Annotated in this window: 16 protein-coding genes and 3 tRNA genes; 7 read left to right on the top strand and 12 right to left on the bottom strand. The window is 50.8% G+C overall.

What is annotated here, in order from left to right; genetic code table 11:
• The 8 genes from J2Y43_RS30145 to J2Y43_RS30110 form a co-directional block, all read right to left on the bottom strand.
• Positions 1–465: a hypothetical protein gene (locus tag J2Y43_RS30145; protein ID WP_309991477.1), complete on the bottom strand. Its 465-nt coding sequence runs from the start codon at positions 463–465 to the stop codon at positions 1–3.
• A 71-nt stretch (positions 466–536) separates the two neighbouring features.
• Positions 537–1,259: a ThuA domain-containing protein gene (locus J2Y43_RS30140; protein WP_310226715.1), complete on the bottom strand. Its 723-nt coding sequence runs from the start codon at positions 1,257–1,259 to the stop codon at positions 537–539.
• Between the two features lie 27 nt (positions 1,260–1,286).
• Complete coding sequence (locus tag J2Y43_RS30135) at positions 1,287–3,599, bottom strand: glycosyl hydrolase family 95 catalytic domain-containing protein (protein ID WP_309991473.1); 2,313 nt, start codon at positions 3,597–3,599, stop codon at positions 1,287–1,289.
• Positions 3,596–5,482 (bottom strand): glycoside hydrolase family 97 catalytic domain-containing protein, encoded by a 1,887-nt coding sequence (locus J2Y43_RS30130; protein ID WP_309991471.1) that lies wholly within the window; start codon positions 5,480–5,482, stop codon positions 3,596–3,598. Before J2Y43_RS30130 ends, J2Y43_RS30135 begins: the two co-directional genes overlap by 4 nt.
• Positions 5,483–5,491: 9 nt before the next feature.
• The gene (locus J2Y43_RS30125) at positions 5,492–6,958 is read right to left on the bottom strand and encodes a RagB/SusD family nutrient uptake outer membrane protein (protein ID WP_309991467.1); all 1,467 of its coding nucleotides are present in this window, start codon (positions 6,956–6,958) and stop codon (positions 5,492–5,494) included.
• Between the two features lie 11 nt (positions 6,959–6,969).
• Positions 6,970–10,368, bottom strand: coding sequence for a TonB-dependent receptor (locus J2Y43_RS30120; RefSeq protein ID WP_309991464.1), 3,399 nt, complete (start codon positions 10,366–10,368; stop codon positions 6,970–6,972).
• Positions 10,369–10,607: 239 nt separating this feature from the next.
• A complete protein-coding gene (locus J2Y43_RS30115) occupies positions 10,608–11,615 on the bottom strand; it encodes a FecR domain-containing protein (protein WP_309991463.1) in 1,008 nt (335 codons plus the stop codon).
• Positions 11,616–11,727: 112 nt separating this feature from the next.
• Positions 11,728–12,303 carry a sigma-70 family RNA polymerase sigma factor gene (locus J2Y43_RS30110; RefSeq protein ID WP_309991460.1) on the bottom strand — a complete coding sequence of 192 codons (576 nt, stop codon included), beginning with the start codon at positions 12,301–12,303 and terminating at the stop codon, positions 11,728–11,730.
• Between the two features lie 298 nt (positions 12,304–12,601).
• Here J2Y43_RS30110 and J2Y43_RS30105 point away from each other — a divergent pair, with 298 nt between their 5' ends.
• Together J2Y43_RS30105 and J2Y43_RS30100 are read left to right on the top strand one after the other, a co-directional pair.
• Positions 12,602–13,660, top strand: a complete 1,059-nt coding sequence (locus J2Y43_RS30105) for a hypothetical protein (RefSeq protein ID WP_309991457.1) — start codon at positions 12,602–12,604, stop codon at positions 13,658–13,660.
• Between the two features lie 402 nt (positions 13,661–14,062).
• Complete coding sequence (locus J2Y43_RS30100; RefSeq protein ID WP_309991454.1) at positions 14,063–14,521, top strand: hypothetical protein; 459 nt, start codon at positions 14,063–14,065, stop codon at positions 14,519–14,521.
• Here the strand turns inward: J2Y43_RS30100 and J2Y43_RS30095 are convergent.
• From J2Y43_RS30095 to J2Y43_RS30080, 4 genes are all read right to left on the bottom strand, one after another.
• The gene (locus tag J2Y43_RS30095) at positions 14,513–15,070 is read right to left on the bottom strand and encodes an HIRAN domain-containing protein (protein WP_309991452.1); all 558 of its coding nucleotides are present in this window, start codon (positions 15,068–15,070) and stop codon (positions 14,513–14,515) included. The two genes, J2Y43_RS30100 and J2Y43_RS30095, sit on opposite strands and share 9 nt — an antisense overlap.
• A gap of 193 nt (positions 15,071–15,263) precedes the next feature.
• A tRNA-Arg gene (locus J2Y43_RS30090) sits at positions 15,264–15,337 on the bottom strand.
• 111 nt (positions 15,338–15,448) lie between these two features.
• Positions 15,449–15,522 (bottom strand) — tRNA-Pro (locus J2Y43_RS30085).
• A 56-nt stretch (positions 15,523–15,578) separates the two neighbouring features.
• Positions 15,579–15,665 (bottom strand) — tRNA-Ser (locus tag J2Y43_RS30080).
• 132 nt (positions 15,666–15,797) lie between these two features.
• Between J2Y43_RS30080 and J2Y43_RS30075 the strand changes: the two genes are divergently transcribed.
• The 5 genes from J2Y43_RS30075 (at position 15,798) to gltB (ending at position 23,923) form a co-directional block, all read left to right on the top strand.
• Positions 15,798–16,760, top strand: a complete 963-nt coding sequence (locus J2Y43_RS30075; RefSeq protein WP_309991449.1) for a VWA domain-containing protein — start codon at positions 15,798–15,800, stop codon at positions 16,758–16,760.
• A 38-nt stretch (positions 16,761–16,798) separates the two neighbouring features.
• On the top strand, positions 16,799–17,518 hold the full coding sequence (locus tag J2Y43_RS30070) for a tetratricopeptide repeat protein (protein ID WP_309991447.1): 720 nt from the start codon (positions 16,799–16,801) through the stop codon (positions 17,516–17,518).
• Positions 17,519–17,534: 16 nt separating this feature from the next.
• Positions 17,535–18,470: a phosphoribosylaminoimidazolesuccinocarboxamide synthase gene (locus tag J2Y43_RS30065; RefSeq protein ID WP_309991445.1), complete on the top strand. Its 936-nt coding sequence runs from the start codon at positions 17,535–17,537 to the stop codon at positions 18,468–18,470.
• Between the two features lie 50 nt (positions 18,471–18,520).
• Positions 18,521–18,943: an STAS domain-containing protein gene (locus J2Y43_RS30060; protein ID WP_309991442.1), complete on the top strand. Its 423-nt coding sequence runs from the start codon at positions 18,521–18,523 to the stop codon at positions 18,941–18,943.
• A 399-nt stretch (positions 18,944–19,342) separates the two neighbouring features.
• A complete protein-coding gene (gltB, locus tag J2Y43_RS30055; protein ID WP_309991440.1) occupies positions 19,343–23,923 on the top strand; it encodes a glutamate synthase large subunit in 4,581 nt (1,526 codons plus the stop codon).
• The last annotated feature ends 13 nt before the right edge of the window (positions 23,924–23,936 follow it).

Genomic DNA, 23,936 nt, shown 5'->3' with positions numbered 1-23,936 from the left:
TTAAAATGATCTGAAATAGGGCCGCTTAGCCAGGGGAGAGAACGGCCATGGAATGGCTGCAAGGACGATGAGCAGGGCAACTCCAAACCAGACCAGTATTGTCCTGAATTTTTCCTTGTCCGACTGGATGCGCTTTGCCCTGGCCGATCCGATTGTGACAACGACGACCGCAACAGCCATGAAAGCAATATGAATCAGCCGGAAGAAGGTGTGCTCACTGACCAGTCCGGTACCAACGGTGTCGGCAACATCGAATTTTACCACCGGACTGATCATGTAAAGCGAGAGCCCGAGCAATAACTGGATGTGCGAAATGGTGGCCGTAATGTGCCTGACGGCATTGTCGGCGCCGGAAAACGCCCTGCCCGACCGAAGGCCAGACAGGGCGGTCCCGATTGCATAGAAGAGGCTTGCCAGGACAAGCCATCTGTTGATGGAGTGTAAGATAAGAAGTGCTTGATGCATGGTTTTATTGGTTTCCATGCAAAGCTAAACCAAAAACATACTAAGTAGTATGTTTTTGGTTTAAGATATTTTTAACGATGCCGCCTGATCGACCATTCAATGCCCTGACGCAGCAATTTCCGGTAGTTGGAGTTGCCAAAAGCCTCCGGCCCGTGGCCCAGCTGAATGAAGAGCACCTCACTGCGACCGTACGGGTTGGTCCACGCAATGTATTTTGAACTTCCGGGATGTGTCGTGCTCAGCAATGGCCGGATAGCTGGCTGGGTGAGGAAATTCCCGTACACCTCGTCATAAATCTCAAAATCGGCGAGTCCCTTCGTGATCGGGTGTGCCGGATTCGCTATTTTCACCGGAATGATCACATCGTGCTGGTAGCTCGATTTCACCGAGTTCCCATTCACCATGGTAACCTTTTCATAATATTTACCGCCGATTATCCGCTTGAACTCATCCCAATTCTGATAAGAAACCAACGAATGATGCAGAAAGACCATCGCTTTGCCTTTTTGCAGCAAGCGCAGATAGGCCTGCTTTTGAACGGGCGTAATCGAATCGTTCATGTCGTAAAAAACCAGCGCATCGTACCGGTCTACCTCGGGGGAAGCGATCAGTTCATTGGCTTTGGGCTGTTCTATCCGGTCATAGGAGAAATTACCCAATGAATCCATCATATTGTAAAACGGTACTTTCTCGAAACCGTGCCCGCCTGTGATCACCAGCAGGCGGTACTTATCCTGGGAGATGGCCACCAGGTGAACAATGCATAGTAAAAAGGTCATCAACATTGATTTCATAGCAGATCAACGGGTTGAGAATGATGCTTAAAGACCGATGAATTCCAACTGTTCCCCCCTCGAAGTCGCAAGAGAAAACGTTTTTCCACTCAGCTGCTCCGCTTTCCTTCCATTTCGAAGCAATTGCACCGAACGACCGGGCCAGGGGTTTTCCATTACGCAAGGTCTCCCGGCTTCACTCAGCAGTTTGACACGCCCGATTTTGCCCTTTTGCAACTCACCGCTGACCAGAAAAGCGCCATATGCACGAAGCTGGTCAAAGCTGGCATCTTTTGTTTTATTCCAATTAGGGAATATCCGGATGACGCCTTCATAACTCTGCATCATCATTTCATTGATCGTCAGTGGAACGGCCGACAGGGTCTCTATACCGCCACCTTCCGCAGTAATCCAGAGATTAGGCAGTGACTGGCGCTTGATGCGGTCTGTAAGTTGCTTCATCACCTCGTCAGAATCATATCCTACCCTGACCGCGGCAGGAAAACAGGTTTCGACACCATTACCCAGTGTATTGGCCCACTCTCCCGGTGCTTTCATTTTGTCTTTCCAACGACCGATATCGCTCAGCAGAACCCGGTTGAATACAGAATCCGTCACCGGCCCGCATACGCCTCCCGGCAGCACCAGCCCGTGAATCGACACCCTGGCGAGCCCCTCTACCCTGCTATGGATCGGTGAAGGGCTGGATTCGACATTTTTGAGGCTCGGCTTGCCATCCGTTTCACCCACTGTGAACTGGCTCATATGCGTTACAATATGCTCCCACTTCTGCCTTCTTTCCTTGTCGACATTTAAAAATTCGCTCACATCGACCATCCCTTTGAACAGCATTTTGACCAACCCAACCGATAATGTGGAGTTGAAATCACCCAGGAGCTGGCGCCATTGGCCTTTGTTTTTCAGGTTGGGCATCACCTCATTGTAGTGGTCCATATAAATGACGTACCGCCCATTCTCGAATTTCAGATAGTCTTCCCAAAAATTCGCGCATTCGCGCATGTACGGGTACACCCTGCGCGCATACGCAGCATCATATGTGCTGTAAAAACGCATGAGCATATTGCCCACGCCGAACACCGCATTGATCTTTTGTCCCAGGAATTTGTACCCTCCATCGATGGTATTTTCGCGGGAAGCGTACCTTTTCTCCATTTCATCGGGCGTGAGTGGCCAGCGGGTAGTAACCAGCCCCAGCGGCCCAATCCCGACCGGGTAATAGATTCCTCTGATCCCAAGCAATTCTTTGGCGTGCTGCTTCCCACTTTCCATGTAATCGAGCAGAGGCTTGTCGAAATTGTCGGTTTCATCGATGTGGTTGGAAGAGTAGGCGGCCCAGTAAGGTGCCTGGTAGTTGTAATTCAAGTGGTAATCGCCACCCCATGCAGCCGAATCCTTCGTGATAAAGGGTCCCCAAATGCCCGGCGCAAATTTGCCCGCCCGCGAAGTCGCCCCGAAAAGATATTGGGATGCATAGTAATACTTTTCCAGGAACGGGTCACCGATGTGTACTGCCGACCGGCTCCAATATTTTGCCCACCATGCCTGGTGCTCTTGCTGCAACCGGCTAATCGTCGCAGGCGTCGCTGCTTTCGCCTCGGCTATGGCCTTTTGTTTCCAATCTTTCGAATCGTGATTGGAATACATGCTTACCACCAAAGTTACCTTGCCGCCGGGTGCCAAGGTAACGCTGCCATCGGCCCCCGGCTTCGTTTCCAATACTTTTGCGGCCATCGCCACATGCGAGGGCCATGCAAGCAATGGAGTATTTTCAAAAGAGCGCGTTACCCAATACGTACCTGCCTGGGTACCTTCCGCATTGACGGACGTATTTCCCTCAGCCGCTTTCAATGCAAAATGCATGGCGCACGTCTCGTTGGCCCCCAGCTCCACTACAACGGTGTTGGCCGTAGCAGATACCCAGGCTTTCACCGATATGGAAAGATTATCCTTCTTAAACCTGGCGACGATCTCCGCTTTGTCCTGTATTTGCTCTGCATAGTAATCGGCTCCGGCGAGCGCTGGAATGTTGATTTCCAACCATCCCGGCAGGGCAATGCCGCCGCCGGGATAAACCGGATAAGCACGCCAGAAATCGTTCTTGCCTAGGTAAAACCGCAGTTTGTCGGGGTCGCCACCGAGCGTCAGCCCGATGTCCCCGTTTCCTGCCAACGGCCCGTCGGGTGTTTTGGCGGTCGGTACTTTACGAGGTGCGCTGGTGAAAACGGCTTTATAACGTCCTGCATAAATCTCCTGAGCATTTGCCGCTTGCGGTGAGTTTAATAGCACCACCATCAAAATGCATAATACTGGAATGGTCATTATCCTTAAAATCGCTTTCATGGGCGTACAAATTTTGCAATGAAACCGCCTCCCTCTCCCAGGTTCAGGGAAATGCTGCCGTTTTTGTCATAGCCTCCCTTTCCAAGTGTTACACTGGCAGGGTTTTCAGCCGAATCCCTTACTTCGGATGCACTGAAAGTACCCTCGCCGAGGAAATTCAACGGGATATCAATGCGCCTGGGAGTAGCGCCATTCATCACAGCGAGAAACCAACTCTTCCCGCTCCGGCGGGCGTACACGGCCGCCTCACCGATGGCAGATCCCGGGAGTACGATCGTCTCGTCCCAAACGGACGGAATGCTTTTGATCATGTCCACTGCGGGGTTTTCCAGCAAATGCTGCGGACTAGCCGAATAGGTAAGCAATGGAGCCGAAAATATGGCAGCGCTGGCGATCTGATGCGCCCAGGTGGTGTTTTTCCGGCGCTCGCCAAAATGCACGGGTGTATATTCCGCGTGCCCTGTCACGAAACGGGTGAACGGCAAGGTTACATTATGCCCGGCGCGGTCTTTCAGCTTACTGGCTTCCATTCCCTTTACTGCTTCGCGCGTCAGCTCGTTGGGCCAGGTGCGTTCCTGACCGGTCGGTTTGTTGGCGCCATGGAAATCCACCATGAGCTGCAACTCCGCCGTTTCGCGCAGGATCGATTGGTACAAATCAATTTCTTCTTTCGCCTCATGGTCAAAAAAGTCGAGCTTCAACCCGCTGACGCCCAGGTCACGGCAATGTTTGAAAAACGCCTGGCGCGTTTTCGCGTCGCGAAGCTCTTTGGAATGCTCCCACAACCAGATGTGAACGCCTTTTGCCCGGGAGTAGTCTACGAGCGATTTCAGATCGCCATCCGGCCATTTTTTCCAGAAACCTTCGAGGATATTGTGTTTGAAACCCAACTCGGCAGCCTGCCGGGAATATTCCTTCATCGTTTCCAGCGTGCCTTCCCCTCCATTATCAAGGTACTTCCAAACTGCGGAGCCGGGCTGGATCCAGTCGGTTTTAATGCCTTGCGGGAAAAGTTTCTTATCCGGCGGGGGGCACAGGTTATGCACGATGTCGCTGTTAACCAGGGCATTCAACCCATTTGCAACCACAATCACGCGCCACGGAGTGGTTACCGTTCCGGTGATAACCGCAGGCTGCGCCAGCCGGAGCACGTCCTCGGCACTGTAACGCAATTTGTAGGGGTAGGAAGTCGGTTGATTTTGAGGCAACCTCAGTACCATTCCCCTGTTACCGTCGGTCTGCAAAGCCATTCCGCCGTAATTTTTAAGATCCGCCTCCGTCACCGACAGGTAGAGCTGGCTATCCGGCAGCCGGAAGGTCACCGAAGGCGCCGCCCACTGTGCCGCTTGCACGGTATCCATGTTTTTACGCGCATATTCGCCTTCGTAATGCATGTACAGGTCGTGGTACCAGGCCGTGGTTCCGGCAGGCAATCTGAAAACGGTGGATTCGTCGGCGATGCGCCTGACATCGGGCTTGCCGGGAACAGTCAACTGAAATGCCGCGCCATCGTTAAACACCCTCACATCGACGGTGTACCGCAACACGCCCTGGCTGATGCTGATTTTCGAGCCGTTGCAATGGCTCTTGGCTACGGAATGAACACCATTCCAGGGATACTCTTCCTTCACCTGGTAGCGCTCCGCTTTGCCTATGCTGACTTTGTCGGTAATGGACTTCGCGTCCAGCGACATACGAATGGGCGAAGCTTCGATCACTTCCTTGCCGTCGCAAGCAATGCGGTAGAAAAGGGAGTCACTTTTCGTAAAAAGATGAAACGCAATCCTGTTATCAGGGCTCTTGACGGTCAAATTTTGCGCAGACAATAGCCGGGTAGATGCCAGAAGGACCAGCACCACCAATCTCTTTATATCAAACATCATTTTCTGTTATCAGTAATTTTCGTTTTGCGTCCAAACCCCTTTCATAATGTCCATTTGCCCGAGCGGGATCGGCAGCAGGTAGGCTTTGAACTTTCGTTTCGTGCCTTTCGCATCGTAAGCGACCTGTGGGATCACTTTGTCGGCCAGTTTCCAGCGGACAAGGTCGTTGTAGCGCAACCCTTCGAAAGCCAGCTCAACACGCCGTTCGTTTCGGATCACGTCGCGCGCGAGGGCAGTTTTGGCAGGCATTTCCACACCCGGCCTTGCCCGCACGTCGTTTAGTGCTTTCAATGCGTTGGCGTCGCCTCCTTTCCCGCTTTCAAACATCGCCTCGGCATACATCAGCAGCAGGTCGGCGTAACGGATTTTCACCATATGCTGCTCGCTCAATGTCGAGCCCGATCCATTGTTGATCGCCGGGTTAACCCATTTCTTGAAGGCCATGCCTGTATAAGGAATTTGTCCTTCCGCGAGACTCCCGGTTTGTTTAAAACCCGCCGGATTATAAGCCCACGGATCGCCCGCTTCAAAAATGGTCATTTTGCGGCGCGGATCGTTCGGTTCATAGGCATCCCGGAGCTCGGTTGTCGGGAATACGGACATCCGGGCGCCGATCACCTGGTCGAGCGAATGGTAATCGTCCGGCGCCTTGAATTGAACAGAAAACATGATCTCCCGGTTGTTGGCCTGGTTTCCAAAGAATATCCCGGAGTAGTTATCAGCTAGTTTGAAAGGATTCGCGGCATCGCCGATCAGGCTCCACGCCGCATCGGCCGCTTCGCTATACCGCTCGTTATTGAGCAATACCCTCGTTTTTAATGCAATAGCCGAACCCTTAACCGCACGCCCGTCTGTATACGCATTCGCGGGAAGATATGAAATGGCAAGGTCCAGGTCTTTGAGAATCTGGGCAACTACCTCCGCTTTGGGGGACCTGGGAACCGCACGGATATTGTCGTCGAGTTCCGCGGGCTTCACCAGAATAGGCAGATCGCCATAAAGCTGCGTAAGGTCATTATAATAAAAAGCCCTCAGGAACAGTGCTTCCCCTTTCATTCGGTTGCGCACTGCGTCGGTGGTAACCGTTACCCGGTCGATGTTGGCGAGGAAGTAGTTACATGCTGCAATTCCCTGAAACCCGATGGTGAACGACTTGCTGACGATCCCGGTGGTGGCCGAATTATGCTCGCCGCGCATCACTACATCAAAAGACTCGTAACCCGAGGTGTTGGACGCATTATCGGACAGCGATTCCCAAAAGAGGAAGTTTCCGCTTTGCGCCGGACCGTTGGATATAATGGGTTCTTTGAGTTTGGCATAACAGGCTATCAGCGCCTTGTTGGCCTCTGTCTCCGTTTTCCAGAAATTCTCCGAGTTCGGATTGGCCAGCGGGTTCTTGTCCAGCGTGTCCTTGCAGGCGAACGCCACCGTAGTCAATAGGAAGAGAAATATATTTTTTGTGAATCTGGTTGTCATGGCATTACGAATTAAAATGTGACTTTAACACCAAATGAGTAGATCTTGGCCTGCGGATAAATAGCCGCCCGGCCGCTGGCGGATGCGCGCTCGGGGTCAATCCCTTTGAAGAATTTACTGAATGTCAGCAAATTATCACCAGAAACATACAGCCTCAGCATCTGGACTTTCGCGCGGTTGATCAGCTTAGCAGGGAAGCTGTAACCCAGCTGAAAGTTCTTCAACCTCAAATAGGATGCATCTTGCAGCCACCAGTCGGATACCTGGGTGTTGGGCGCGTAGTTTTCGTTAAAGATATGCGGGATGGTGTTCGACGTGCCTTCGCCATCCCAGGCCTTTTCCCAGAACGTGGGCGGCGGTCCTGCCTGCCGGAAAGGCGCTATCCCCCACTCCTTAATGTAAATCTTGCGGCCTTCCACGCCTTGCAGGAAGATTCCCAGGTCAAAGTTTTTATAATCCGCATTGAAAGTCAGTCCGTAATTGAACTTCGGAAATGCACCGCTTACAACCATACGGTCGTCGGTCGTGATTTTACCGTCCGGCACACCATTCGGCCCGCTGATGTCGCGGTACTTCATATCGCCCGGTTTAGGCTTCACGAGCGGCGTCGGACCATTATCGATTTCACCCTGATTTTGATAGATACCATCAAAAACATACATGAAATAGGAGTTGTAAGGCAAGCCCTCCTGGGTTACCGTGCCATTTCCATTGTTCACTTCCCGCGCGCCAAACTTCACCACCTTGTTTTTGTAGGTTTCAAAATTTCCCTGGATTTTGTAGCGGAAGTCCTTGACCCTGCTCTGGTAACCCAATGAGATTTCAACACCCGTATTGCTCATTTCGCCCAGGTTGACCGTCGGACCGGCCACGCCGATGAAGTCAGGTACCTGCAAGGGCCGCAGGATATTCGTTGTCTTTTTGGAATACCAATCCACACTCCCGAACACCGATGCCCGGAACAGCCCGAAGTCAAAACCGACGTCGGTCACAGTCGTGGTTTCCCAGGTGATGTTGCGGTTGATGAGGTCGGTTTGCGTTACGCCTTGCTGCAACGAGCCGCCGATATTGTACACCACGGGATTCAAAACCTGCTGGTAGGGATAAGGTACCGATTCACCGCTCAGCGATCGGTTTACGTTCTGGTTGCCGACCTGCCCCCACGATACGCGCGCTTTCAAGCTTTCGAGCCAGGTAACCTGTTTCAGGAACTGCTCTTCCGAAAGCCTCCATCCTGCCGATGCCGACGGGAAAAAGCCCCATTTATTGCCTTTCGGGAAGCGCGACGAGCCGTCGTACCGGAAATTCCCTTCGAGCAGGTACTTCTCTTTGAAATTATAACTTACCCGACCAAACACCGATTGCAATGCCCACTCATAGGCCAGGCCATCGGCCAGTTGTCCACCGGGAGAATACGCACCCAGTTCGAGCAGGTCGTTGGACGGCGCATTCCGTTTAAAGCCCTGCAAGCGGTCATACCGGAAAGTTTCCTGACTCACACCGAGCAATGCATTCAGGTCGTGATTGGTACCAATTTTTTTCGTGTAGTTCAAAGTACCGAATACCGTGTACTGCACATCATTTTCCTTCCGGACCGTCAGGTTGTTTTCACCCACGGTACCATTCCATTGGGTGTTGTACAGATATTGTCCGCTGGCATCGGGTAAGAACATATAGGCCGGAATACCCACCACGTGAACTTTGGTTTGCCGGTCGTTGAATTTGACGGCACCTTTAATCTGCCCTTTCAGACCCGGCAAAATATTGACATCCATAAATGCCGACGCCAGCGCGTAGTAATTCCTGACATACCGCCCGCCGTTTTCTGCGAGCGCAACGGGGTTCTTGTTGCCGCCCTCCTGAATGTAAGCTTTGGCAGCATACCGGCCGCTTCCATCCGGGAGCTTCGGCGTGAATGTAGGGTGCGCTGCCAAGGCGCTCAAAATCTGGTCCTCGGTCGAATTTCCGTCAAACTGGGTGTTCAATGCCGTCTCATTCCGGTCGCCTTTGGAAAAAGCGAGGTTAGTGCCGAAGGTAATTGTCTTGTTCAGGCTCGTTTTGAAATTGAACTGGGCGTCATACCGTTTGTAGCCCGTCGCGATCAGGATACCCTCCTGATTGAGGTAACCCGCTCCGAAATTGTAAGTGGTATTTTCCTTGCCGCCATTCACGCTCACATAATGCTGCTGCATCGGCGAAGTCCGGAAAACGGCATCCATCCAGTCATAACTTGGATATTGCGCGGGATTGGTAATGCTTCCCTGCCGGTATTCCTCGATTTGTGCGGGCGTGTAGAGCTGGTTGGCGTTGGTTCCCGTGTGGGCGATGGCCTTGTTGAGCAGCTCCATAAACTGTACCGAGTTCGTGATCCTGTCATAAACCGAGGTAGCCCGCTGGCTGCCGAAATTGTAGCTGTAATCGACATTCAACCGGCCTGCCGTACCCGTTTTGGTCGTCACCAAAATCACCCCATTGGCTGCCCGAGAACCGTAAATGGCCGCCGAAGCCGCGTCCTTCAACACGGAAATGCTCTCGATCTGGTTCGGGTTGACGTTGTTCAGGTTACCTTCCACACCGTCGATCAAAATGAGCGGATCGTTCCCCGCGCCGCTGAATGTGCCCTGCCCGCGGATCTGGATACTCGCATTCTCCGCGCCCGGCTGCCCGGAGTTTTGCGTTACCTGCACGCCGGGCATTCTTCCCTGCAAAAGCGAAGTCGTGTTCGGGGCTTGCCGGGTGGTCAGCTCGGAGCCTGTTACGTTGCTTACCGCGCCGGTCAGGTTCACCTTCTTCTGGGTACCATACCCGATCACCACCACTTCCTCCAATGCCTTTTCGTCGGTTGCCAGTACCACGTCCAGCACTTCCCGCGTGCCTACTTCCAGCTCCTGGGCCACATAGCCCACAAAGCTGAATATCAGTACCGGCTTGTCGTCCTGTAATTCAAGATTATAGCTGCCATTCTGATCGGTGATGGTCCCGTGGCTGGTTCCTTTGATGATGACACTCACGCCCGGTAAGCCTTGCCCGTCCTTGTCGGTCACTTTACCCCTGACAGGCGCCCGGGTCTTCGTTTCGGGAATAACCACTTCTTTTTCCGTGAGAATGATATTTTTGCCCTCCTGCCTGAACGCCAGGTTAGTCCTGTCCAGAATCAATTCCAGTGTTTTCTGAACCGTGCGCGATTCCTTTCGGAGGCTAATGTTGTCAAAAGGCGAGACTGCCTTTGAAAGATAGAAGATGTTGTAGCCCGATTCCTTTTGAAGCGTTTGAAGTGCTTCCCTTAAAGAAGATTTTTCTAAACCCAAGGTGACATTGGCATCTCTGATGTCCTGCGCGCCGCTCACCCCTGCCAGCAGCAGTTGCGTTGCCATGATCAAAACACCGACACCATAAACGCTGATCTTCATTAGATTGCAAAGATATCGACACAAGATACCTTGCCGGATAGGCACAGTTCTTCTGCCTACGGATATAGGTTTTTTCATATATTTGTAATGTCTAGAAATTTGTTTTAGCGAATTTTCTATTCAAAGCTCCCTATTGCTGTCCAAGGCCGGGGAGCTTTTTCATATGACTACCGGGAAGCTACGGCGCCCGGCCCGAATGGATGGAAATCTGTTTCATAAGAATTTAGTTATCAGTTAATTCAGCGGCACCCCTCGCCACTTAATACCAGTTCGCCGCTTTCCAGGGAATATTTTGTGTTGCTCGTGAGCGTCAGCACCTTAAAGACTTCATCCAGGGTTTCTGTCCCTGAAAACCGTCCGGTGATGAGGCATTGCTGCAATTGCGGGTTTTGAAAAGAAATTTTTACGCCGTAACGTTTTTCCAGCGTTTCCGCCAGGTCGCCAAAAGGCATTTCCTGAAATACCATGTCGGCCTGTACCCAGGCGGTAAGCTCCTGCGATTTCACGATTTTCTCGTCCGCGACGGTCGTGTGGGTGTTGTACGTCACCTGCTGGTTTGCGGTAAGCAGGCTGGTGTGTTTATCGCCGTCGTCCACCCGCACTTTACCTCTCGTAACCGTCACCACTACCTCGCTTTCCGAAGGAAGAGATTTGATACTGAATGCTGTTCCGAGTACTGTGGTACTGATTTTACCGGTTTTAATCACAAAGGAGGCAGGCTTCCGGCCACCCACATTTAAATGCACCACATCAAAATAAGCTTCCCCCGTAAGCGATACTTCCCTGGTTTGGCGGTTAAAATCCCGGTCGTACTCGATCCGCGTGTCGCCATGTAAAACGACCCGGCTTCCGTCCGGAAGCACCACAAACTTCGTCTGGCCTTTCACAGAATGGTGCACCACCTTCCTCCCCACCGATAGACTGACTCCGGGTTTCCGCTGTTCCCTTACCAGGAAGAAAACCCAGCCCGCACCGATCAGAATGAGTGCAGCCGCTGCCGCGCGCCAGAAAAAGCCGGGCAGAAGCGGCCGTGACCGTGCCGACGGTGCAATGCGTTTGGTAATGTTCCCTTTCATCCGTTCCCGGATGTCCACAAGCTCGTCAGGCGAGAGCTTCGATAGCCGGTCGGGCTTTCCTGCGAAAAGTTCATAGTATTTTTCGATCATGTCCGATTCCTCCTCATCGGCACTCCCGCTGAGGTACCTGGCGACGATCGACCTGAACTTATTCCTATTTCCGCTTGGCATGTTTATAAAACGCTGTTTATTAACCAGTGCAGGAATTCCCGAAAAAGTCCCAGACGAACTTCTAATTTTTTCAAAAATTTTTCCAGAACACCCCAAAAACTGGTGTGAACGGCTACGGGCGAAGCAGCAAAATGGCAATGGCAAGGAGCTTACCGATACTTTCGCGCAGGCTTTGCTGTGATGTATTGAGTTGATTCTGAACCGTTTTTCTCGAAATATCGAGTTGTTCGGCGATTTCCAGGGTGGAAAGCCCTTCCAGGTAGCGTAACCGGAAAATTTCGCGGCGTTTTTCCGGCTGCGTTTCAAGCCACAGGTGAATACTCGACAGGAGTTCATCCCTCATGTAGCCCGAATCGGCGTCGTCACTGGAAAACGCCATATAATCGAGCGGCTCTTCGAAAGCGGGGAGGTTTTTCCGCCTATGATAGACCGCAAAAACCTGGTATCTCACCGCCCCCAGCAAATATCCGTGAAGGTTATCGATCTGCCGGTTTTCTCTTTTATTCCAAAGATCGACAAAAACATCCTGGACGATTTCCTCGCTATCCGAAGAATCGTTGAGCCTTTTGTAGGCTTCATTATAGAGTTTTTTCCAGTAACGCTCATAAATCAAGTCGAATGCAGCCTCCGAGCCATCTATCAGCATGGCTACCAGAGCATCGTCCGCCGCATTTTCGTCGATATACATGAAAGGGATTGTCGAGATACGAAAACAAAAATAACAAAAAAATAAAGACGTAATGTCCTATTTCTCTCCCTTACACGGCCCGCAACACCGTAGAAATCAGTTTAAATCCAAAAAACAGTACTACCGATAAAACATATACGTTGCCAACAATCCGTTCCGTCCATCACGCCAGCTTCCTGATCTGTGTTTATTTGAATCTGAAAGGCAACGGTTCAGGTGAACAAATCCGTCTGTCATTTGGTTGAGATGTGATCCAACCTCACTTGAACATTTCTTAGCGAAAGCATTGATTAATCCCTTGAAAACGAATCCCGCAATCTCTTCATCGAAATACCTTTACGCTTCCCGCTGGCTAACCGTGCTTGCCTTGATCCTGCTTCTACTCATGTATGGCTGCACGATGAAAGAAACCGTTCCAAACGGCCCGACGATTTCCGAGCATGTGCAGCGCCTGGTTTATGAGAAATATCCCGATGCCAGGAACTTGTCGGGTACCGTCATCGAAAAAGGAAAGGTGTTTGAATTCGCATTCAACGTGGATGACGAACGGTATTCGGCCATTGCCAACAACACCGAGATTATTTCAACTGCACGAACCAGCGGAGAGCAAGTACCCGATTCTTTGGTCAACAAGCTTCAAAATGCAACAATCAAAGGGGGCGCGATTTCGGACTACCGCACAATTACCCTGTTCGATGGATATATAGCTACTCCTGCCGTAAACTATCGCCTGAATGGAATGGATTTCGTGGCAATTTTTGGGCCCTCTTCCATTTACATGTCCCCTCATCCAAGATTGTACCATATCAGAAACATCAACGATTTACCAGACCCCATTATCGATTTCATCCAAAAACGAAGTAAACCTAACCCTACATTTGTTAACACGCTCACCAATTTCAATGAAGAAACAAGGCAGATGATCGCCCGAAACAACGAATTCGAATTCGGGGGTGGTACCATTTATATTAACCTCGATGGGACAAAAACATACGAAGTCATTGTCAGATTTCTGGGGGTTGATTCGCAAAGTCTGCTCTTCGACAAGGATTACAATCTGATATGGGTAGGTAGCTTCAATCAGATCAGGCAATACAACGAAGACTTCACAGGGCGCAGCTTCGATACCAACCTTACGCGAAAAGAGATATCGACCTTTACCGATATTCTCGGCGCCCCCTCCCATTTTCTCAATTTCGGACTGGATGTAGGCTATAATCTCATGAGAAGTTACCGGAACGAATATGAAGGCGTCACAAGCTACATTTTCTGGCTCGATAACGGCCGGGGCGAACAATGGATGCTCCGTTATAATGCCGACAAGCAAATCGTATTTTCTTCGTATTCGAAGCCGTGAATGGGATTATGCAACAAAAAAGCACTTAGAAACTAATCTAAGTGCTTGATTTTGAAGTGATCCCGTTTGGATTCGAACCGCCCGGCGGCCCGGCAAAGACCTGCTGCTTAGACAGCATGGATAATGGCATGAGGGGCTCTTTTGTGCAGGGCGATGTTTTAATGGCACTCAAACCGCAACACAAATATTAGCGAGGAAAGCTGCATGCTCACAAATACTTTGTCCTCGTAACTGTCGATGGCATCCAGATCAATGAAATAACTTATCACAGGGTTGATGACGGGATTATCGTCTGACATTCACTAGATCCTGCCAAGGAAACCTATCCTGACTTCGAGCTCTCCCTTGCGGATGTTAGGGAGATATATTATGTTACGCCAGAACCGAACCCCTCGATTAAGTATGAAGATCCTTATAGCCGCATTCTTAGTATTGTGCTCTGCAACCTGTTTTGCACAATCGGATCAACAGCTGAAAGCTCAGGTTTCGAAAATCCCGAGAGGGACAAAGACTATAATCTTAACACTTGATAGCACACGATCTTCTAAGGATTTATTAGCACAGCTCGTTTCTCATATTATTGACAAAGGATACGAGGTGGATAATATGAATTCGGAGCTGGGCATGATCCAGACTAAAGAAAAGAATGTGAAATTTACTTGGAGCGCTAGATTTACTTTCTTGCTAACTAACAACAACAGGCTCAAAATCAAGGGGAAGTCTATTCAGCAGCTCGACCACGACTTCGTTCATGATATAGAGAACAAGGGGGCTCTCGGAGATATGTATGTTTATACTTTCCGAGAAATGGTACGGGTCTCAAACGGGATCCCGAATCAGGGCATTGAATATTCAAAATAGCGTGAATACTAGAATCAGCGACGCTAACCCGCTTAATGCGACCATCAATACCATGCATCCACAGCCTCCTCCACCAACTCGATCCCGTTCGTTGTGCTTATCTGACAGAGACGGATTTCGGAGTAATGTGGATAATGAATTCGTGACCTCCGTTGGTAGCGGCTGTCCTTTATCTCGGCTTATCGCAGACTCATTGTAGATTTGAACGGTCAGGTTGCGGTAGTATCCATCGTTATACTTGTTGTCGAATTTTTCTTCATAATGATTCCCTTTTGTAGAGTGGACATGCCTCGCGCTGAAAACGTCACCCTCGTCCATTTGCGGCGCTATCAGCTTTGCAACTCCTCGCTCGACGTATCCGATTTTAACCTGATTTATGTAGAGCACAATTGCGTTCGCGTCGTATGGATTGAATTTTTCTCTTACTAGTCGATATGATTTACTATCGTACCGGATGCCAGCCTTGTCGGCATAATCAAATCCAAAGTCAGCGAGCATTTTTATTTCAGCCTGAACGGAATTGTCGCTTCTGTATGCTTTTCTTGCCATGATAGAGAAAGGGTAAAACTAACATACAAAGTAAGCGACGGTTACTCTTTCCCTACACAAACCACAATACTAAGATGCCCGGCATTACGTCGGGCTTTCTTTTTGCAATTCATTATTGCAAGTTGTATTGCAACTCCAAATTCATTGCAACAAAAAAGCACTTAGAAACTAATCTAAGTGCTTGATTTTGAAGTGATCCCGTTTGGATTCGAACCAAAGACCTACTGCTTAGAAGGCAGTTGCTCTATCCAGCTGAGCTACGGGACCTGATATTTGAGAACCTACTGCTTAGAAGGCAGTTGCGCCATTTAAGGTCATAAAAAAAGGCAGTCAGCAGTGCAGTTTTACTGCATACGGCTTACTGCCTTTTTGCTTTTGTCGGGGAGACAGGATTCGAACCTGCGACCCTCTGGTCCCAAACCAGATGCGCTACCGGACTGCGCCACTCCCCGATAATTTTTCTCTTTCTACTTTAAGAAGGAGCATTTTCGAACGTTCGGAAACCGCGTGGAGGAAGCGGGATTCGAACCCGCGGTACCCTTGCGAGTACGGCAGTTTAGCAAACTACTGGTTTCAGCCACTCACCCATCCCTCCTTCGTCCGTCGTTCTTGGGTGCAAATATAGCTGGTTCGATTTCAGAAAAGCAAACATTCCAAGAAAAAAAACTTCACCAGAAGCGCGAAATGCCTATTTTTGCCCAAGTTTAAATCACACAATACGTTCATTATGAACTGGAATTACCCCTTTGAGAGCGCCGAATATTTTTTTATATTTTTTTTCATTTTCGCTTACACAGCCTATATCATACGCACTGTTCGGGTCGCCCGACAGCTTCAAACCACTGCCCGGACACTTATCATCAAACTCTTTTTACGCACCATTACCTTCTCACTTTTGATCATCAGCCTGCTCGGACCTTCGTTCGGAGAGGCCGAGCGCGATATTCAGGCGAAGGGTAAGGACATATTTATGGTAGTCGACCTTTCGAAGTCGATGGACGCCGCCGACGTGACGCCCTCGCGCCTGGAAAAAGTAAAGTTTGAATTGAACCGCTTCGTGGAGAACGAGCGGTCGAACCGTATCGGGATCATTATTTTTTCGAACGACGCGTACATACACGTACCGCTCACGTACGACGTGGCCGCGCTCGAACTTTTCATACAGTCGCTGCAAACGGATTTGCTCCCGACGAATGGTACCAATGTATGCGGCGCCATTGAAATGGCCTACACCAAGCTAATGAACGCGGCAGCTCCCACGAGCCGCGCCAAGATGATGGTGCTTTTCACGGACGGGGAAAACAGTTCGAGTTGCAGCAATGCGTTATTCAATAACCTCCGCCGCTTCGGGATCGGGGTGTATTCGGTAGCCGTGGGCACAAAAGTGGGTATCAGCATCCAGCAGAACGGCAAGCCGCTCATGGACAAAAACGACAAGCTGGTGATCAGCAAACTGGATGAGAACTTCCTTCGCGGCGTTGCCAATTCGGCACGCGGATCTTATTATGAACTCAACAATTCAAAGAACGACGTCCAGAAACTGATCAGCGATATTAACCAGGCAGAAGGGACACTGGTAGATTCGCGGACGATCACGGTGGTTTCCAACAAGTACTATTATTTCCTGGGCGCGGCGCTGGTACTGATCCTGCTCGATGTTTTAATTACCATCGGAACGTTCCGACTCTAAGCGCAATTCCCTATTTTTGCACGCAAATGTGAACCGATATGACGTCTTTGATCCTTTATGTCCTGCTCTGGCTTTGGGATAACCGTACGTTCGATTCCATTACCAAGGCGAACCAGAGAAAGCTCGACGCGGAGCAGGCTTTCCGGAAAAAGGAGTTTACTAAATCGGCCGAGCTGTACCGGCAAATCACTTACGGCTCGATCTTTTCAGATCCCGCTGCAAGGTTGAACCTGGCCCACTCCTTATATAAAGCAGGCGACTACAAGCAGGCTTTGAAACATTACCGGCTACTGAGCGACATTGAGAATAACAGCATTGCCTCGGTCGCAAACGCACAGATCGCATTGATCCTCGTCAACAAAAAGGATACCGCCAGTGCACTGACGAACCTGAGAACCGCATTGCGTCTCGAACCGGGCAATGCACTTGCAAGGACCAACTATATTATCCTGAAAAAGAGCTTTTCCGGTGTCGACGAGCAATCGGACATGACCACGCGGAAACGCCAGTCGAACCAGCAGCAAACGAACCAGGTGCAACCGGCACCTCCGCCAGCCCCGCCGCAGGAAATACGCGAGGTGAGCGAGGATCTCAAAAAGGAAGAATTGCTCAAAAGCCTTAAGGCGATGAACATGTCCGAAGAACAGGCGCGGGCGATTCTCGATGCCATGAAATCGAACGAATCCCAATATATTTACCAGCTCCGGCGCAAGCAGTACAATACGAAGCCCGGACAAAAGAGCGAAATCGAGTGGTAATTTTACCCATAATCTAATGAACAGCATACCAGCAACCAACTTCCAGTTCCCCGGCCAGACGGCCTTCTATAAAGGGAAAGTCCGTGACGTTTATTCGTTTGAAAAACGTCTGGTAATGATCGCCACCGACCGCATTTCGGCATTCGATGTGATCCTGCCGCGTGCTATCCCTTATAAAGGACAGGTTTTGAACCAGATCGCCGCGCACTTCCTGAACGCCACTTCCGACATCGTGCCCAACTGGCTCGAAGAGGTGCCGGATCCGAATGTGAGCATTGGTATCAAATGCCAGGCTTACCCGGTGGAAATGGTGGTGAGGGGTTACCTCGCAGGCCACGCGTGGCGTGAATACAAAGCCGGTAAACGTGAAGTATGCGGCGTGGCATTGCCCGAAGGGCTGAAAGAAAACGACAAACTCCCCCAGCCTATCATTACGCCTACGACCAAGGCACATGAAGGCCACGACGAAGACATTTCCCGCGAGCAGATCCTCGCGCAGGGGCTCGTGAGCGAGGACGAGTACGAGCACCTCGAACGCTACACGCTCGCATTGTTTGCGAAAGGCACCGAAATGGCGGCCGATCAGGGATTGATCCTGGTGGATACCAAATATGAGTTCGGCCAGCTGGATGGCACGATTTATTTGATCGACGAAATCCACACACCCGATTCCTCACGGTACTTCTATAAAGACACTTATGAGGAAAATCAGCGCGCAGGTGTGTCTCAAAAACAGCTTAGCAAGGAATTTGTAAGGGAATGGCTCATCGAGAACGGCTTCCAGGGCAAAGATGGCCAGACCGTGCCCGAAATGACCGACGAAAAGGTGACCTCGATCTCGGAGCGCTATATCGAGCTGTTCGAGAAAGTGACGGGCATGAAGTTCCAGAAAAACAACCTGGACCACCCGCTGGAACGAATCGAGAAGGCCATTCTGCGTGCGATTGCCTGAGGACCGCTACTCACTTGACAAAATATCTGTTTGACAAAACGACAACCGAAATGGATTTTAAACTGGAAAAGAAAGAACAATACGTTTACATCGAAACGGATGCGCCTGCATTCGCCGGCGATGTACCCGCCTCTTTCGAAGAAACAGCCCGCGGCCTCTTCCGCGAGGGCTATCATAGCCTGATCGTCAACATGCAAACCGTGAAGTCACTGGATGCGACCGGGATCACCACCTTAAAGAAAGTAAACCGCCTTTGCGCCAACGACCTCGGCCTGCTCGTGATCGTGACCCGTGACGACGATTTCATGGATACCCTGGAAGACCTGCGCATTCCCGACCTCACCGTTTTGCCTACGAAAGAAGAAGCGATCGACGCTGTTTTTATGCACAGTCTTGAAAACGAATTCGGTGCGGGAGACGACGATTATGACGACGAAGATTACGAAGGTGTGAGCGAATCGAAAGAGCCTTAATATTTGAATAATATAATTTTCAGTTACTTAGGGAAACGTCCCGCCGGGCTTCGGCGGGACGTTTTTTTGATGTCATTCCCACATTTTTTATATTTTCCTTAGGCGCTTTTTGTAATCCTCCAAGTCGACGAAAACGGCGTTTGCAGCTTTCCAAAATGGTAACCAATACGGGTATTCGTTATACGTTTATCAATATTTTGATAATAATTGTAATAATTCGGCCAAATGCATATTAGTGATAGAAAATTTTGCCATTCCCATAATAAGCCAAATATTTTTTATGGGTATATTGCGTGGCTTTACCCAAAACATCACACACTGGCGTTTTCGCTTTCCTTTTAAAGTGCTTATTTAAACAGATTCTAATTACGAATTTGTTAATTACCTACAATTCGATAAATGTCGCAAATGTCTGAACAAATGGTAGAAAATCAGGGACTGTACCGCCCGGAATTTGAGCATGATGCATGTGGAATCGGTTTCCGGGCTAACATCAAGGGTCGTAAGTCGCACCAGATCGTGGCTGATGCCATTCATATGCTCGAAAGGATGGAGCATAGGGGTGCAACTGGTTTTGACCCTAACACCGGTGACGGTGCTGGTATTTTAATTCAGATCCCTCACGAGTTCTTTGTAGAAGAATCTACCAAGTTGGGCTTCCACCTGCCGCCGGCAGGTGAGTATGGTGTAGGGATGATCTTTTTCCCCGGCAATGAGCTTGCCAGGGAAGAAAGCAGGGATATCCTGAACCGAAAGATCAAGATGCTGGGCTTGCAACTGCTCGGCTACCGAAAGGTACCTACCCTGAACAACACCCTGGGTGAAGGCTCTCTCTCCGTTGAACCGGCAGTAGAGCAGGTTTTTATTAAACGTCCGGACGACATTACGGACGATATGGCGTTTGAACGCAAGCTGTTCATTCTCCGCCAGGTTTCTGCACGATTGATTAAGGACACGGTGAAAGGCGCGAAGAATTTCTATTACTCGTCGCTTTCATGCCGTACCATCTCATACAAAGGACAGCTCACCACTGCCCAATTGAAATATTACTTCCCGGATCTTGAAAACGAGTCGGTGGTATCTGCATTGGCAGTCGTACACTCGCGTTTCTCGACCAACACATTCCCCTCATGGGAGCTCGCCCAGCCATTCCGCTACATTGCGCACAATGGTGAGATCAACACCGTGAAAGGAAACGTGAACTGGATCCGCGCCGGGGAAAAATCTTTCGAGTCGAAATTCTTCACCAAAGAAGAAATGGACATGCTCCTGCCGATTTGCGACAGGAACCAGTCCGACTCCGCTAACCTCGACAACGCGATCGAATTGCTGCACCTTTCGGGCCGCTCATTGCCACACGTGATGATGATGCTGATCCCCGAAGCATGGGACGGCAACGAGCAGATGGACGCAGAACGCAAGGCATTCTACGAATACCACGCGGCTATTATGGAGCCATGGGATGGCCCAGCGTCGATCTCTTTCACCGACGGTAAAATGGTAGGCGCTACGCTCGACCGTAACGGTCTGCGCCCTTCACGCTACTGGGTACTCGACGACGATACCATCATCATGGGCTCGGAAGCGGGTGTGTTGGAAGTGGATCAGTCGAGAGTAGTAACCAAAGGCCGCTTGCAACCCGGACGTATGTTCGTGGTGGATATGGAGCAGGGCCGCATTGTTCCTGACGAAGAAATCAAGAAACAAATCTGTACCGCGCAGCCTTACCAGCAATGGCTGGATGAGAACAAGCTGCACGTGGATGCGCTCGATCACCCGATCCGCACCTACCGCGCATATGACGAAAATGCATTGCTGAAACGTCAGGTCGCATTCGGTTACACTTCGGAAGATTTACGCATGATCCTCGGGCCGATGGCTCAGACGGGTATGGAAGCGATCGGTTCCATGGGTACTGACTCTCCGCTGGCAGTTCTTTCGGAACAGTCTCAGCATTTGTCTACGTATTTCAAACAACTTTTCGCACAGGTTACCAACCCGCCGATCGACTCGATCCGCGAGCGTGCGATCATGTCTTTGATCTCTTTCGTAGGCAGCACAGAGAACATTCTTACAGAAACTCCAAAACACTGCCGTCAGATCGCATTGCCGCATCCGATCCTTTCGGTGCAGGAATTCGACAAGCTGCGTTTTGTAGATAAAGACGGCTTCCAGGCCAAAACGATCAATACCTATTTCCGCGCCGACGAAGGCGGAAAAGCACTGGAAAGAGCATTGGAAAGAATCTGCCGTTACGCGGTAGACGCTATCGAAGACGGATTTGAAATCCTTATCCTCTCCGACCGCGCCATCGACTCCGACCACGCACCGATCCCTTCATTGCTAGCAACGGCAACCATCCACCACCACCTCATTCGTGAAGGATTGCGTGGTAAAGTGGGTCTGTTGGTAGAAGCGGGAGACGTCTGGGAAACCCACCACGTAGCGACATTGATCGGCTACGGCGCTGCGGGTATCTGCCCTTACATGGCGTTCGAAACGCTTTCGTACATGAACCGCAAGGGCATGATCGAAGGCGAGTTCACCGACGAAAAACTGCATTACAACTACATCAAGGCCGTTAACAAGGAGCTTTTGAAGATATTCTCGAAAATGGGAATCTCTACCCTGCAATCGTACCAGGGTGCGCAAATCTTCGAATGCGTGGGCTTGAACAAGGACGTAATCGACAAATATTTCACAGGAACCATCTCGCGGATCAGCGGTATGGGCATTCCTGAGATTGCACGCGAAATCCTGACCCGCCATAAAGTGGCCTACCACGAAAGCGCGGAGCAGAAGCCAAGACTCGAAGTAGGTGGTGTCTACCAATGGAAACAACGTGGTGAAGCGCACATCTTCAACCCGCAGTCGGTGCATTTGCTGCAACAGTCTACCCGCAATGCAAGCTACGAGCAGTTCAAGAAGTACTCTAAACTGATCGACGACCAGAGCCACAAGGCGCTGACATTGCGTGGATTGCTGAGATTCAAAAAAGGCAATCCGATTCCATTGAGCGAGGTAGAGCCTGTTGAAAATATCTTCAAACGCTTCGCAACAGGTGCGATGTCCTTCGGATCGATTTCGTGGGAAGCTCACACAACCCTGGCGATTGCGATGAACCGCATTGGCGGTAAGTCCAACTCCGGAGAAGGCGGCGAAGACGAACTGCGTTACAACAAGCTACCGAACGGCGACAGCATGAACTCGCAGATCAAACAGGTTGCTTCGGGACGTTTTGGTGTAACAAGCCACTACCTGAGCAATGCGGGCGAGCTGCAAATCAAAACTGCCCAGGGTGCAAAACCGGGTGAAGGTGGTCAGCTTCCGGGCTTCAAAGTGGACGACTGGATCGGCCGTACCCGTCACTCCACGCCGGGCGTAGGCTTGATCTCTCCTCCTCCTCACCACGACATTTACTCGATCGAGGATTTGGCACAGCTGATCTTCGACCTTAAAAATGCCAACCGTGCCGCACGTATCAGCGTGAAGCTGGTGTCCGAAGCAGGCGTAGGAACCGTGGCATCCGGTGTAGCGAAAGCACACGCCGACCACATCCTCATTTCGGGATACGACGGTGGTACCGGTGCCTCCCCATTGAGCTCGATCCGCCATGCGGGTCTGCCTTGGGAACTTGGTTTGGCCGAAACGCACCAGACTTTGGTAAGAAACAAATTGCGCGGACGGGTAACCGTTCAGGCCGACGGACAGCTCCGTACCGGCCGCGACCTCGCGATCGCCGCATTGCTCGGCGCCGAAGAATGGGGTGTAGCAACGGCTGCATTGGTAGCCGCAGGCTGTATCATGATGCGTAAATGCCACCTGAACACCTGCCCTGTGGGTGTGGCCACGCAGCGCAAAGAACTCCGCGCATTGTTCTCGGGTAAGCCTGAGCACGTGGTGAACATGTTTACCTACATGGCGGAAGAACTGCGCGAGATCATGGCGCAATTGGGTTTCAGAACGGTCAATGAAATGGTTGGCCAGGCTCAGTACCTCGAACTGCGCAATGATATCAAACATTGGAAATACAAAAACCTGAACTTCGACGCGATCCTGTACAAAGAAGGAGACCTTTCGGTAGCCCAATTCAAACAGGAAGAGCAGGATCACGGTATCGATGCCATCCTCGACCTCGACCTGATCCGTTCGGCACAGCCCGCATTGGAGAACAAGGATGAAGTTTACGCCGAGTTCCCGATCAACAACCTGAACCGGTCGGTGGGAACGATGCTTTCTAACGAAATCTCGAAGAAGTACGGCGGCGTGGGCTTGCCAACCGGCAATATCCACTTCAAGTTCCGCGGTACTGCGGGCCAGAGCTTCGGTGCATTCAACACATTGGGTGTACGCCTCGAACTTGAAGGTGACGCGAACGACTACTTCGGAAAAGGCCTCTGCGGCGCCGAATTGATCGTGTACCCCGACAGAGACGCGAAGTTCAAGCCGGAAGAGAACATCATCATCGGTAACGTGGCATTCTACGGGGCTACTTCGGGTGACGCCTACATCCGCGGAACCGCGGGCGAGCGCTTCTGCGTACGTAACTCGGGCGCGAAAGTGGTGGTAGAAGGTGTCGGCGACCACGGTCTGGAATACATGACGGGCGGTCTGGCGATTATCCTCGGCGAAACCGGCCGCAACTTCGCGGCGGGTATGTCCGGCGGTGTGGCTTACGTGCTCGACAAAAACGGAACCTTCGAAGAGAAAGTGAATAAAGAAATGGTGTCGCTTGAAGCGCTTACGGATGAAGACAAAGGCATCCTGCGCGAGTACCTGGATAAACACTTCCAGTACACGACCAGCAACATCGCTTTCCAACTGATCCAGAACTGGGAAGAATCTGTGAAGCAATTTGTGAAAGTAATGCCATCCGACTTCCGCAAAGCGCTGGAAGGACGCGGTATCACGCTCGCACAGCAGATTGCCGACAAGAACGTGGTGTACAAAGACATCGTCGTAGACGTGGTACACCAGTAATTTTCAGTTTCAA

Source organism: Dyadobacter sp. BE31 (assembly GCF_031457695.1).
Lineage (GTDB): Bacteria > Bacteroidota > Bacteroidia > Cytophagales > Spirosomataceae > Dyadobacter.
Note: the sequence above shows the minus strand (reverse complement) of the source record. Positions and strands in the feature narration are given on the sequence as shown.